The following is a 13,647-nucleotide window of genomic DNA, read 5'->3' as shown; positions in this document are numbered from 1 at the left end:
CGTACTTCCTGCGGTTCGCGCTCGCCCGATTTCCCCGAACCGCTCCCAGGCCGGAGGCCGCTCTGGCATGCTCACCCGGATACTGCAGGCTTCGGTGAGCAGATCCTCACACAGAGTCAAATACCGATCCGGAAGGTGAGGCAGGCAATGCACGTTCAGCACAACAGCATTCCTCCCGATCACCCTTCGGCTCCGCCGACCTGCGAAGGGCGCGACCACGCCCAGCACCCACCGCCGTCACTCCTGCGGCCACACCACCCTCCAGCCCGCCGATACCGCCGGCGAAGCCACCCACTAACCCCGCCTCCGGTAGCGGACGCCGGGCACCCAGAACCAACCAAGGAGAAACCGTGGCGGAGACCATCTGGACCACACTGTTCTGGTCAGGCGCGGCGGTCCTGGTCGCCATAGCCATCGTGGCCCGGCGGATGAGCCAGTACCCAGGCACCTGGCGCCACGCCTTCCATCCCCGCCACAGCCGGGAACGGCACACGCTGCGCACGGCCCGGACAAACCTGCGCCGGGCGGAGCAGAACATAGTCACCGAACAGCAGCGCGCCCGCGCGGCTGCGGCCACCGCCGCGCACGAGCACCAGGCCAGGGTGAGGGAAGCCGAGCTCCGCCTGGCCGTACTGCGCGACCCCGGCCACGGAGCACTGCTCCACTCCCTTGGGGACCGTCTGGATCTGTACGAGCACGCCCTGCGGGTGCGCGCCGGTGCCACCCACCCGCTCGCCGGGCTCAGGATCGACGACCAGTACTCCCCAGCAGAGGCCTACATTTACCTGATACCGCCCGACGGCCAACGCGAACTGCTCACCCTCGCGCTCGAGGACACTCCTCAGGCGGACGTACGGGCCTTCGTCGTCCACGTCCACAACGCCATCGCCGGCACCGGACCGGCCCTCCAACGGCTCCGTGCCCTCATCCCCGAGGCCGAAGCCGAACTGAAGCGCGTCACCGCCGACACCAGCGGCCGCCGCCAGGCCGAGCAGAACCTGCACCAGGTCACTGCCCAGCTGAAGAACGACCTCCGCATCCCCCGGGCCCGACGCGAACTGGACACCGCCTACGACCGATGGCAGGAACTGACCGGCCACCGCCCCAATTCACTGCCCTCGGCGACAGACTGATCCACCTGATGCGCGATCACGAGAGGATATCTATGGAAGAAGCAGCTCCAATATGTGCGCGCTGCCATCAGATCGTTGAGCTCAAGGGCTCACTCGTCGTCCCGCACTGGCGCGACGGGACGTCCGTCCAGTGCCCCGCCTCCTTCCAGGAAGCACGTACCGCTCTGTGGCGCGGGAGCAGCACCGAGCGGCAGGCCCTGCTCGAGAACGCCGAGCAAGACCGTCGCAAGCGCGTAGCCCGGCGGAAGGCGGGCGCACTGGCGAAGGCCGACGACGACCCGACACCGCTCGCCGCCCCGACGTGGCTTCCGCAATGGTCCGGCGAACACCTCCCCGCCGTCGTCCTGCCCGCAAAGGCCCCGGTCGGGGTATGGCTCCCCGAGCGCAGCCGCACCGAGCAGTACACGATGCTGGCCGGCCTGCTGCCCACCACACGAAGCCTCATCTGGAGCCAGCTGGCAGGCCACTGGACATTCTCCGTACGCCACGCACTCGACGTCACCCGGAAAGTTGCCCGCCGCAACCAGCTGATCATCCTCGGCCGCGAGTACAACCCCAAGGAGAAATGCACCCCGTCCTGTCGGCGCGCCGCGGAGTTCACCTGCACCTGCACCTGCCTTGCGAAATTCCACGGCGACGGACGCTGGATGAAAGGGCTGTGCATCGTCGAGGAGTTCGACACCAGCCGTGACAGCGCCGCCTGGCACTGGATGATCTTCGCTTTCGAGGGGTAACGGCCGACCGCCGAGCCCGGGGGCAGCGCCGTTGCCCCACCCCTTGACCTCAACACCTCCGAACTGGCCGGACGGGGCACGCTCACCTTCTCCCTCAGCACGACGCCCAGTCGCGGATGATGCCGTCCTCGGGGTCGAAGCGGATCGCCTTCCAGCCGGGCGCGACACCGGCCGGTCCGGGGGGCGTAGGGGACCAGAGCGATGTCGCGCAGTGCGGAGATGCCCTGCCACAGCGCGGGCGGCAGGATCTCCGGCCCACGCCGCGCAGCCACGTCGAACGGACCTGGACAGTGGAGAGGGATGATACTGCGGATCTCCTCCTTGCCCGGGCGCTCGGGAGGCCTGAGCAGGCCGGTCGCGGTCAGGTAGACCCGGCCGCCGACCGCGGACCGCACAAGCAGGATCCGCCGCGCTTCGCCACCGAGACGGTCACGGCGAGGTCCGGATCCAGCGTCGAGGTGAGCGGGACAGGTCCGGCTGACCCCTGATCGCGCAGGGAGCAGGTCCTCGCCTCCACGGGCTCCTACGTCGCCGCCCCGCCCCCAAAGGGATCGCGACTGAGAGAATCCGGACGCAGTTGTGTCCGACCGGATCCTCTCGTCGGGCACAGCCGTGGACTCGTTCCTCCCCGCGTCTGCAGAGGGCAGCCGGACGGCGGGGCGCCATCCTGGCCTGCGTAGGCACCGTCCCCGCCAGCGCGGGCGTCAGCCGTTCGGGCTGCTCCCGGCGATGCCGGCCACGACTCCTCTGAGGTACTCCTCCCCGCACGTGCGGGGGTGACCTTGCATCACCACCCGGCCCTGTGTAACCCCAGGAGTCGGCTCCGCCCGCGCGGGGGTGGCCTGCTGATGGGCGGTGTCGGAGCGGTGGGCTCAGGGGCTGGCGGTGATCCAGGTCGGCGGGTGGGTGGTGGAGCGGCCGAGTTCACGCGGCACCTCGTCCGGGGTCGGGTCTGCGGCTATTCGCGGATGATGCCGTCCAGGGGGTCCAGGCGGATCGTCCGGCCGTCCGGGGCGCGCCATCCGCCGGATTGCCGGTCGTGGGGGATCAGCACGACGTCGCGCAGCGCGGGGATGTCCTGCCAGGAGGCCGGCGGTCGGGTTTCCGGCCCGGCGCCGGTCAGCCAGGTCGATCGGACCTGGACGGTGGAGAGGATGACGGTGCGGATGTCGTCCTTACCGGGGTGGTGGGGCAGTTCGGCGAGGCCGTTGGCGGTGACGAAGGTCCAGCCGCCGTCGTCGTCGGGCCACACAGGCAGGATGCGCTTCGATTCGCCGCCCAGGCGGGTCACGGCGAGGTCCGGGTCCAGGGCGGAGGTCAGTGGGTGCAGGTCCTTGACCCGGTCCGGCGGCGGGATCATCACCATGTCGGCGGCTGCGGCCTGTGCCTGTTCCCCGGCCAGGCGCTGCGCGTCGTCGGGGCCCGTCCGGTCGGGGTCCCAGGCCGCGTCGTACACCTCGGCGATCAGGGCGGGGACCGCGCCGGGGATCGCGATCGGCCCCTCCAGCCCGCGAAGCGCGTCGCAGGTCCGGCGGAGCAGGGAGGTGTCGTAGACGTCGCCCCAGTGCGGAGCGGGCAGGCCTGCGGGCGGGGAGAGGACAACGAGTCGTGGGGCCGGTGCCCAGGCCGGCCGCGGGTGGTCGTGCCGGTGGCACCGCCCGGCGCGCTGCAGGAGCAGGCTCATCGGCGCGAGGTCGGAGACGACCAGGTCGAAGTCCCAGTCCAGGGACTGCTCCACGACCTGCGTCGCCACGACGACGAGCGGCCCGGCCGGACGGATGCCCTTCGACCCGACCATGCCCTCGATCAGGGCGGTGCGCTCGATCCGCTGCCACATCGGCAGCCGGGCGTGCAGGAGCACGACCTGGGGGCCGTCCTCGCCCCACCGCTCGGCGAGCAGCCTCCTGGTGGCCTGGGCGTCGGCGACGACGTTGCACACCACCAGCGCGCAGCCCGTCCCGGTGACGGCGGGCCGCAGCTCCGTCAGGATCCGGGCGGCCCGCCCGCGGGCCACCGCCGGGTCGTGGGTGTGCCGGACGGTGTGGTGGTCGACCGCGACCTCGCGCTCCCGGGTGGTGGGCAGCGGCCCGTGCGGCGTGACGTTCCCGGTCACGGCCGAGACGTGGACCCAGCCCGGGTAGGGGGAAGCGACCGGTACCGCGTCCGTGTGGCCGGCGCCCGCCCGGTAGGCGCCGACGAGATCGGTGGCGGTCCGCCCGGTCAGGGTCGCCGACAGCAGCACCACCGGGATACCCAGGTGGCCGCACCATTGCAGCAGCCGCTGCGTCAGCCGGTGCCCGTACGCGTCGTAGCTGTGCGCCTCGTCGATGACCAGCGTCTTGCCCGACAGCCCCAGCCACCGCAGCACGTTGAACCGCACCGGCAGCGCCGCCAGCGCCGCCTGGTCCCAGGTGCCCACCGCGACCCCGGCGGCCAGCCCCCGGTGCGGCCCGCGCAGGAAGTCCGCGGCCTCCGTCGACACGCAGCCGTCCGCGACGATCTCGTCCCGGCGCGGGTCGTAGTCCTCGTTCAGCCACGCCATCGAGTTCAGCAGCGTCACCGGGGTCCCGACCCCAGCGGCGCGGGCGGTGAACGTCCTCACCCTGCGCCACATCGCATCGGTCGTCGCCATCGTGGGCAGCAGCACCGCCAGACCGCCGGCCCCGGCCGCCGCGCCGAGGACCCGGGCGGCGAACAGGGCCGTCTCGGTCTTCCCGTCGCCGGTCGGCGCGGTGACGAGGACAAGCCCCGGCCCGTCCACCAGGTCCCCGAGCCGCTTGGCCACGTCGGCCTGCAGCGGATACGGGTCCTTGATGTCCGGGAACAGGTCGGTGAACGTCGCAGCCGGCTTCCAGACCGGCGCCGCCAGCTGAGCGTGGGCGAGCACCCACGGCGCCCGCTGCCGGATCCTCGCGACGTGCGCGGCGAGGTCGCCGTTCCACGCCTCCAGCCGGCCCTGCACCTGCCGGGTGTTCGACGCCAGCCAGTCCGCCAGCACCACCACTCCCGTCACCACGACCGCCGCCCCCGCGGGCAGCAACCGCGGCGGCGCCACCGGCGACCCGCAGATCCCGGACACCACCCGCACGTGCTCCTCACGCTGCTCGGCCCAGCCGTCCACGCCCAGCCCGCGCAGCGCCTTCAACGGATCGGCCATCACCGCGGGCGACAGCGCCTCACCGAACACCCCGTGGTGACCGCCCAGGATCTGAGCGAACTGGTGCGCCACCGACTTCCACGGCCGCTCGACCCGCGGCCACCCCAGCCCAGTGAGGATCTGCGGCAACGTCCACTGGCTCGCCACCTGGTGCGGGATCCACTCGTCGTGCATCCACCCCACCGGCGCCGGGAACCGCGGATCCGCCAGTAGCCCGGCCGTCCCTTCGATGCCTCGTTGAAAGCAGGGAAGGGTCTTCCCGACATCGTGAAGGCCCCCCGCCAGCATCACCAGCCGTCGCGCTTGTGCCGAATCCACGCCCCACCCGGCGGCGATCAGATCCCGCTGGGAGGCCGTCAGGTACGCATCCCACAGCGCTCCCGCGAGCACCGCGGTGTCAGTCAGGTGGCACACCAACGGATAGGCACCCGTCAGGCCACGCCTCTTACCGGCAACTCGAGGATCAAACACCGAACTCCTCTTAGCGAATAGAACGCACATGTACTGGATGCGATGGGCCGCCGCCGCACGGGCGGAGCGGACGCCGAGAAGGACATCGCTCAGGCGGAACGTTTCGGGCCACCTCCGCGCGGGCAGATCGGACCAGACGTGCCCGGTGCGCATGGAGTGCCTACGCGGGCCACCTCCGCTCAGGCGGAGCGGGCTGGCTGACCCTGCTGCTCGTCGCCGCCTGCTTCGGGCGACCTCCGCACGGGCGGAACGGACGAGGTCCACCACCCCGGCACCCGGCCGCAGCCCGGGTCACCTCCGCACGGGCAGAGCGGACGGCCTCCGGCCGCCAGTCGACAGCGGTCATTACGGGCCACCTCCGCACGGGCGGAGCGGACCCGTCCTGAACGAACACCTGGGTGCTGTTCAGCGGGTCACCTCCGTACGGGCGGAGCAGACGAGCACCTCGCCCGCCAGCTCTACGGCGACGACGGGTCACCTCCGTACGGGCGGAGCAGACCCCTTTCTGACCTGCGACGATTTGACGGCTTGGCAATTTCTTTACCCGTGGTGTGGGGCGATGCTGAGGAGGCCCGCGCCGTAAGCGAGGCCGCGGCCGATGCCGGTGGTGACGGCGGCGCGGAGCGCCTGGTGGTTGGTGATGGTGGCGTGGCCTTCGAAACGGATGAGGGTGTGGCGGATCGGCCCGGTGTCGCGGTGGCCGGTGGCGGGTTCCTGGGGGATGTCGAGGACGTCGTGGAGGTCGAGGCCGGCGGTGTGGGCTTTGCGCTCCCACCAGGCGATCGCATCCTTGCCGTGCAACGGAGCGGGCTTGCCCCGGTTGAGGCGGCCTTTGGCGTCGCGGGTGCCGTCACGCACGGAGCGGGTGGGGGATCCGTCGATGCGGTAACGGACGGTGTGACCGTCCGCGAGCCAGTCCAGCAGCGGCGTCAGGTTGCGCTGCTGGACGGTGGCGTAGTGGTTGGGGAGGGCGGTGGGGTCGGAGGCCAGGGTGGACTGGACGAGGACGGTGGTGGCCTGGGGGGTGCGTTCGATGCGGTAGAGGACGCCGAGGCTGCGTCGGGCGGCTTCTCCGCTGGTGAGGGCGTCGGGGTACATGCCCATGATCCGCTGGTGCATGTGGCTGGTGTTGCGCAGGTCGGCGGCTGCGTCGCGGGAGCGGGGGTCGAGGCGGAGCAGGGTGAGGTGGGTCATCGGGTCTCCGGTGGGTTCGTGTCTCCCCCGCGGTGGGCGGGGCCGGCGGGCTGGGGTCAGGTGCGGGTGTAGGTGGTGAGGGCGGTGATCCAGGCGGTACCGGTGCCGGCGTGCTGGTCGGCGGTGAAGCGGTGGCGGGTCTCCCACAGGGGGCGGTGGGCGAAGCGGCGGCCACCCGTGGCGGGCAGATGGTCGCGGACCTGGGTGACCGGCGGGTGGCCGGTGCCGGGGTCGGTGTCGTGGACGAACACGACCTCCACCGTCTGCCCGGCGGCGTCCTCCTCCAGGTTCGAGGCCGGGCTGTCGGGGTCGCGGTGCAGCGGCAGGCGGTGCAGCTCCGCGACGGGGTCGTCGACGGCCGCGACGAGGACCGGGCTGGTGGGCGGGCAGGAGCGGCGCCCCAGGTAGGGGTGCCACACCGGCTCGCGCAGCGCCCCGGCGAGGTCCCCGGTCACGTCCGGCGGGCCGGTGACGGCGACGGTGAACGCCGCGTCCGCCAGGTACCAGCGCTCGGACTGCAGCGTGGCCTCCTTCAGGGGGCGGCGCCCGCCGGCCGCGGTGATCACGGTCCTCTCCCGTGGGTAGCCGCCGCCGATGGTGTGGTAGTCCCGCATCAGCCGGCCGGGCCGGTCGATGCGCACCGTGTACCGCAGTTCGGCCAGGTCCCCGAGGTCCGTTCCGCGGGGGCGGCCGAGCGCGCACGCGAACAGCCCGGTCATACCGGACCTGGTCGGATACGGGTACGTCAGGCGGGTGCCGAACTGCGAGGGGCTGCCCCAGGACTGCATCGGAGCGGCCAGGTGCAGCAGCAGACCGCCCCTCACAGGTGCTCGCCGATCGCCGCGTCGACAGTCGACAGGAGCTTCTCGAGGGAGCCGACGTTCTCACCGAGGTGCTCGACCGCACCGACACCCAGACCGGAGTAGGCGGAAGCGAGGACACCGCCGTCGCCGTAGAAGAAGTTCACCGCGCCGGCGTGCGCGTCCAGGCGCCCGATCGACGGCTGGACGAAGCCGCTGCCGCGCTCCGCCACCACCGGCTGCTCGAACGCCCCGCCCAGGTTCACCGGCTGGTCACCGCGCAGCACCGCGTGCACCAGCGCCGGCGGTGTGAACGGCGCCGTCGAACCCTGCCGAGCGGACGGCACGACCACGGCGAACGCCCGCGCGAACTCCACCGCTACCCGCCGGGCGCCCTCCGCGTCGTCGCCCAGGTTCCCGGCCAGTTCCGGCAGGTTCACCGAGCTGTACCGGTAGTACGTGCCCGACGTGTAGAACGCCGTCCCCAGGTGCGCCGACCCTGACTCGTCCTCCTGCCCCCGCGTGATGTCGTCGACAGCCGTGAAGTAGTCCGGCTGCACCGCCAGCGCGTGCGTGGTCAGCTGGTGCGCGACCTGCACCGCACCCGCCACCGCCGAACCCGGCTCGTTCGCCAGCATCCGCCCGAACGCCGCGATACTCGACGTCCGCCCCCGCAGCACCTCCAGCACCCGCGCACCCGCGGCCTTCACCAGCTTCTCCTGCGCCGCCGCCTCCTTCTTCTTGTCGACACCCGCCTCGACCAGCTCCCGGTGCTCCACCGCGACCTCGGCGAGTTCCGCGATCCCGGCCTGCGGCAGCAGCAGCATGCTGTTCGTGTCGTTGTCCCCGTCCACGGCCACGCCCTTCACGCCCGCCGCCAGGACCACCATCCGCCCCGCCCGCTGGGCGAGCTCGTCGTCCCAGCCCCCGGCGCGCACCAGCTCGGCGGCGATGCTCTCCGGCAGCCGCTTCGTACGCACCGCCCACTCCCCCAGCCGGTCCTCCACCTCCACGCGCACGTGCCGCTTCCCGGACTGGGAGGAGATCCGGCCGCGCTGCTCGCCGCCGTAGAAGGCGGTTTTGGGGACGTTGAGGTCGTCGCGGTTCAGGCAAGACAGCGGGTAGGAGTGGATGACGTGCAGGTCGAGGTACAGGCGGCGCTTCATCAGGAGGTCTCCTCGGCGGCGGTGATGGCGGTCGTGGTTGTGGTCGTGGTGGTGGGGTCGTACTGGTAGTAGGCCCGGGCCCAGGTACGGGCGGTGTCGCTCGGGTGGTCGACCCAGCGGGTCAGGTCACGCAGCAGCAGCGGCCACACGACCGGCACGTCGCCGGCGCGCAACCGGGCGACGAGCGGCGGCAGGTCGCGGGTGAGCGTGTCGGCGTCCTGGCGGGACATCAGCAGCAGCCGGGCCTGCACTGTCTCGGTGCTCAGCACGTTGGCGCGGACGGCGCGGGCGAGCGACCAGCCGAGGTTGCGCCAGCGGTCCCCCTCGACGGGGGCGGCCAGGCCGGCGGGCGGCTTCGGCTTCCGGTCGAGGCGGGGGTTGGGGGCCTGCTCGGCGTACATGCCGGCGGTCAGGACGTAGGCGCGTTCGGTGTCGCGGTTCGTCCAGCGCGGGATCCGGGCGAGCAGGTACTCGTAGGCGCGGAACGGCTTGGCGAGGTCGGTCAGCGCGGAACGGACCGCGGCGCGGCCGCCGGGCGTCGCGCACTGCTGGTGGACATGCAGCATGAAAGCGCGCTGGTGCGCGAGGACGTCCGGTTCCGCGGAGGGCGGCGAGTCGGTGGACATGGTCTCCTCGGTGAGGGGTGAAGGGCCGGGGCCCCTGCTGGCGGCAGGGGCTGGGGGCGGGGACGGAGAGCGGGCTCCTTTCGTGCCGACTGGCCGTTCGTTCGGCGGTGGGCGGTGGGCGGTGGGCGGTGGGCGGTGGGCGGTGGGCGGTGGGCGGTGGGCGGTTCGGTGGTCAGGGTGGTCAGGCCGGGGCCGGTGCGACGCCGCTCCGGCTCGGCCGGGCCCTGGCGGAACCCACCGGCAGGTCCTCGCCGACCGGGACGGCCGCGTCCGTATCGGACCGCCGCCCGGCGGCACCCGGCTGCGACCGGCGCCTTCACGGGCCCGGCGGCGGTCCCGCAGGGTCAAGGACCATCGGGACGGCCGGCCACCGGCCCCTGCAGGGCCGGCCCACCGCCGACCACTGCCCGGGGGCCGCTACTTCTTCTTCCGTGGGCCTCTGGGTGGCCTGAGCATCGTGGCCCGGGCCTCCTCGACCGCCCGCATACCGCGCGGCGTGAGCGCGGCCGACTCCGTCACCGCGTCGAACACCCGGGTGGCCACCGTTTGGAACGCCGGCCGGGCCCGAACCCCGTCGCGGTCCGGGACGACGGCCTTCCAGAACTCGGCCTCCGCCTCCGACCAGTACACCGGCAGCGCCGAGTCCACCCACGGACACACCTTGCTGTCGTTGGTGTACGCCTGCCACGCCGTCCGCAGCGCCCTCGCCAGCGCCGACGAGACCCCTTCGGCCCGCGAACGGGCGACCGACACCGCCGCGGCACCGTCCTCGTCCAGCTCCTCCAGGAAGCCCAGCACCGGCGGCGTCACCGCGGTGAACCACGCGGTCTCCGGATCCCGCCGCTCCTGGTGCAGCCCGTACGCCCGCAGCCGCAGACCGGCCGCCGTCTCCCGCGGCAGCCGCGCCACCGACGCCAGGACTGCCGGCCGGTAGCGCGGCGTCTTGCCCGCCACCGTCTTCAGCAGCAGCGCGTCCAGGTCCCGCCACGCCACCCGCGCACAGTTCGCCCGCACCGGACCACCCTCGTCACGCCTGATCACGTACGGGTCCTCGGCCTCCGGCAGTTCGTTCTCCCACGCCCACGTCACCCACGTATCGGTGACGTGCCCGCCGTCCGCGTCCGGCTTCAGCAGCACCGCGTGGGCGGCGCGCGCCGTCAGCAGCGACACCGGCCCCGCCGGCGCGGCGGGCAGCCGGGGGTCCGGCAGTTGCTCGGCCTCCCACGGGGCTTCGTCCTGGCCTGGGTTGGTCGGCCAGGTGTCGGGCGACGGCACTCCCAGGATGAGCGTCTCGGCGAGGCTGCGGCCTGCGGGGAACCAGGAGATGAGCGCCCGGATCGGGCCGGCCACCGTGTAGTGGCTGTTCCGGCCGTCCGAACGGCGCCGGTTCGCCGCCGTCCCGGATGGGCCCGCGAACAGCCACGTGAGAAGCCCGAACGCCGCCGTCGCGGTGGGAATCGGGCCCCCGAGCCCGCCCTTCTCCAGCGGCCACCACACGTGGTTGTTCCCCGACGGACTCGTCATCAGCAGCCGCCCGGTCCCACTGCTGCCCGTACACTCCCCCGCCAGCCGCGGCTCCTGCAGCCACGGCCGCCGCTCGTCGAATAGGTCGAACCGACCGGTGTGCTGGCTGATGTACGTGCCGATTCGGTCCGGGTCCAGGTGCCCGGCCTCCAGGGTGTCCCACCGGTTGTCGTCCCAGTCCTCGGCCGCGTCGAGACCGGTGACCCGCGCCGTCATTGCGATGAGAACCCGCAACAGCGCCGCCTCCGACGCCGGATCCGGACAGTCAACGTGCTCCAGCAGATGGGCCCACGTCAGTACCTCGGCCAAACCAAGGACCACCGTCTCCCCCGGCCTACCCCCCACCGGCAACTCGGCCACCTGCTCAGGAGCCAGGTCTGTACGCACACGGGCCGGAATCCACGGCCTAACAACCACATCGAACGACGGTCGCGTCACAGGGCGGTCCCCACTACTCGGGCACGGTCAGTCACCAACCTGTGACGCTAGACCCAGGGTCTGACAACCGGGACCTGATCCCCAATCAGCAGACGGCGTCAGACCTCGCCGCTAGGATCAGCTCCCGCTCCTTGACACCACAACAACACACCCAACCTGACACCCCGGCTTGGCCAAGAAACAGCGACAACCACGCTGCGCCGCAGGTCAAGTAGGGTCCGCTCTGCCCGTGCGGAGGTGACCCCCCGTGCTCTATCGCGTTGGTCAGTAGCTCCGAGTCCACTCCGCCCGTGCGGAGGCGTCCCAAACAGCCATTACACGGTGGCCGGTCCGATCCGCTCTGCTCCGCCCCTGCGGAGGTGACCCAGCCATTGCGGCGGCCGCTATAACATGCTGCTCGTTCGCTCCCCCAGTACGGAGGTGGCCCGACTGTGGCGTCGTAGCTGGTGGTCGCCGATCCGCTCCGCCTGCGCGGAGGTGGCCTGGAAGTGCAGGGCACGTTCAACCAGAAGATGGCGTCCGCTCCGCCTGCGCGGAGGTGCCCCGCCGTCGAGGCTGACGTTGACGTGGACGTCGCTGTCCGTTCCGCCCGCGCGGGGGTGACCCGGGCAAGGACCTGGCGCGCGGAATTTGGGACGGGTCTGCTCCGCCGGTGCGGAGGTGGCCCGTTGAAGCCGCCGACCTGCGGTGAGGATCTGCACCCACCCCGTGGCCGAATTAGCCCCGCCTGCGCGGAGGTGCCCCGCCGTCGAGGCTGACGTTGACGTGGACGTCGCTGTCCGTTCCGCCCGCGCGGAGGTGCCTCGTACTTCGCCGTTGGCCCAGGCCACCCTCGTGCGTTCGCTCCGCCCGTGCGGAGGCTCTCTGGGTGGCGAGTAGGTAGGTCGCTGTCCGCGGCGCGTGGCACGACGAAGATTCGTTCCTAGACACCACAAACAACCACGACGGCCATGCCTTCACAATGGGTGCTGTGCCGCAGGTCGAGGAGGAGGTCCGCTTCACCGTGCGGACTGAATGAGCCAGCGCATGGTGTGGGAGAACGTCGCAGGTCAGAAACTATCGGCCCCGCCCGCGCGGGGGTGACCCGGCCATCGACCCGACCTTCGAGCCGTCCCTGACATCGGCCCCGCCCGCGCGGGGGTGACCCCTTTTGAGGGGCTACAACCCCCACTCGGTAATGATCGGCCCCGCCCGCGCGGGGGTGACCCCGTGCTGGTGCAGCCGGTGCCGGTGCAGTGCGCATCGGCCCCGCCCGCGCGGGGGTGACCCCGCGGTGTCGGCCTCGGCGGACAGCCAGGCCCGATCGGCCCCGTCCGCGCGGGGGTGACCCCCCCCGCGCGGAGTTGACGCCCGCTCGACCGACCATCGGCCCCGCCCGCGCGGGGGTGACCCGGCCAGCGAGGCCGTGACCCGGCTCCTGCTGAAATCGGCCCCGCCCGCGCGGGGGTGACCCGACCACCGCCATGGCCGTGGCGGCCGACGCCGTATCGGCCCCGCCCGCGCGGGGGTGCCCCCCGGGGTGTGGGTCCAGGGCCAGCCGGGATGATCAGCTCCGCCCGTGCGGAGGTGCCCCGTCGAGGAACTCCAGGCGGCCGCGGATCTCGGTGTCCGCTCCGCCCAGGCGGAGTGGCCCCTCGTCACGCTCGGCGCGAAGCTGGTCGATCTCATCAGCCCTGCCCGCGCGGAGGTGACCCAGCTACGGGCGGGGCCCGTGTCGAGAAGTCCAGCGTCCGCTCCGCCTGCGCGGAGGTGACCCCACCTGCATGGTGGCCGGGTAGCCGTTCTCCCCGTCTACTCCGCTTGAGCGGAGGTGGCCCGTACGTCCAGTTGCGGGGGGATCAGCAGATCGAGTCCGCCCCGCCCGCGCGGAGGTGGTCCATTGGTCAGGACGTAGAGGGTGTGGCCGCCGGAGTCCGCTCCGCCCGTGCAGAGGTGACCCAATGTCGACGAGGGGCGGGTGCGTGGTGAAGTCGTCTGCTTCATCCGTGCGGAGGCTCTGTGGGCGGCGAGTAGCAGGTCGCTGTCCGCGGCCCGTGGCACGATGCAGATGCGTTCCTTGACACCACAAACAACCACAACGGCCATGTCTTCACCATGGTGCTGTGCCGCAGGGCGAGGAAGAGGTCCGCTCCGCCGTGCGGACTGAATGAGCCAGCGCATGGTGTGGGAGAACGTCGCAGGTCAGAAAGTGTCGGCCCCGCCCGCGCGGGGGTGACCCGCGCTCGCCGGCGACCAGTTGCGCGTACCCGACGTCGGCCCCGCCCGCGCGGGGGTGACCCCGGGAAGGCCACCCGGCCCACCCCGGGCCTCTAGGAGCTGTTGAAGGTTCGGATCATGTGGTTGACGTCAGGCGTTTCAACCACATGATCGATCCGCGAAGGTGCAGGCCAGCCGTGTAGCTCTC

General features: G+C 72.1%; 8 protein-coding genes and 1 CRISPR repeat array. Of the genes, 2 read left to right on the top strand and 6 right to left on the bottom strand.

Annotated features, from left to right (window positions below; genetic code table 11):
* Positions 1–350: 350 nt before the first annotated feature.
* A complete protein-coding gene (locus ACPC54_RS40735) occupies positions 351–1,133 on the top strand; it encodes a hypothetical protein (protein ID WP_498972592.1) in 783 nt (260 codons plus the stop codon).
* A gap of 8 nt (positions 1,134–1,141) precedes the next feature.
* Positions 1,142–1,867, top strand: coding sequence for a hypothetical protein (locus ACPC54_RS40730; protein WP_498972590.1), 726 nt, complete (start codon positions 1,142–1,144; stop codon positions 1,865–1,867).
* Positions 1,868–2,825: 958 nt separating this feature from the next.
* Here ACPC54_RS40730 and cas3 read toward each other — a convergent pair.
* From cas3 to casA, 6 genes are all read right to left on the bottom strand, one after another.
* Positions 2,826–5,525 carry a CRISPR-associated helicase Cas3' gene (gene cas3, locus ACPC54_RS40725; RefSeq protein WP_498972588.1) on the bottom strand — a complete coding sequence of 900 codons (2,700 nt, stop codon included), beginning with the start codon at positions 5,523–5,525 and terminating at the stop codon, positions 2,826–2,828.
* Positions 5,526–6,035: 510 nt separating this feature from the next.
* A complete protein-coding gene (gene cas6e, locus ACPC54_RS40720; RefSeq protein WP_498972586.1) occupies positions 6,036–6,689 on the bottom strand; it encodes a type I-E CRISPR-associated protein Cas6/Cse3/CasE in 654 nt (217 codons plus the stop codon).
* A 56-nt stretch (positions 6,690–6,745) separates the two neighbouring features.
* Positions 6,746–7,513 carry a type I-E CRISPR-associated protein Cas5/CasD gene (gene cas5e / locus ACPC54_RS40715; protein ID WP_498972584.1) on the bottom strand — a complete coding sequence of 256 codons (768 nt, stop codon included), beginning with the start codon at positions 7,511–7,513 and terminating at the stop codon, positions 6,746–6,748.
* On the bottom strand, positions 7,510–8,655 hold the full coding sequence (cas7e, locus tag ACPC54_RS40710) for a type I-E CRISPR-associated protein Cas7/Cse4/CasC (protein ID WP_498972582.1): 1,146 nt from the start codon (positions 8,653–8,655) through the stop codon (positions 7,510–7,512). Before cas7e ends, cas5e begins: the two co-directional genes overlap by 4 nt.
* Positions 8,655–9,281: a type I-E CRISPR-associated protein Cse2/CasB gene (gene casB, locus ACPC54_RS40705; protein ID WP_498972580.1), complete on the bottom strand. Its 627-nt coding sequence runs from the start codon at positions 9,279–9,281 to the stop codon at positions 8,655–8,657. Before casB ends, cas7e begins: the two co-directional genes overlap by 1 nt.
* A 417-nt stretch (positions 9,282–9,698) precedes the next feature.
* On the bottom strand, positions 9,699–11,150 hold the full coding sequence (gene casA, locus ACPC54_RS40700) for a type I-E CRISPR-associated protein Cse1/CasA (protein ID WP_498972613.1): 1,452 nt from the start codon (positions 11,148–11,150) through the stop codon (positions 9,699–9,701).
* 1,151 nt (positions 11,151–12,301) lie between these two features.
* Positions 12,302–12,812: direct repeats of the CRISPR family, unit length 24 nt; unit sequence ATCGGCCCCGCCCGCGCGGGGGTG.
* Positions 12,813–13,647 lie beyond the last annotated feature (835 nt).

The sequence above is a fragment of the Kitasatospora sp. NPDC094028 genome (assembly GCF_049543595.1).
Taxonomy (GTDB): domain Bacteria; phylum Actinomycetota; class Actinomycetes; order Streptomycetales; family Streptomycetaceae; genus Kitasatospora.
Note: the sequence above shows the minus strand (reverse complement) of the source record. Positions and strands in the feature narration are given on the sequence as shown.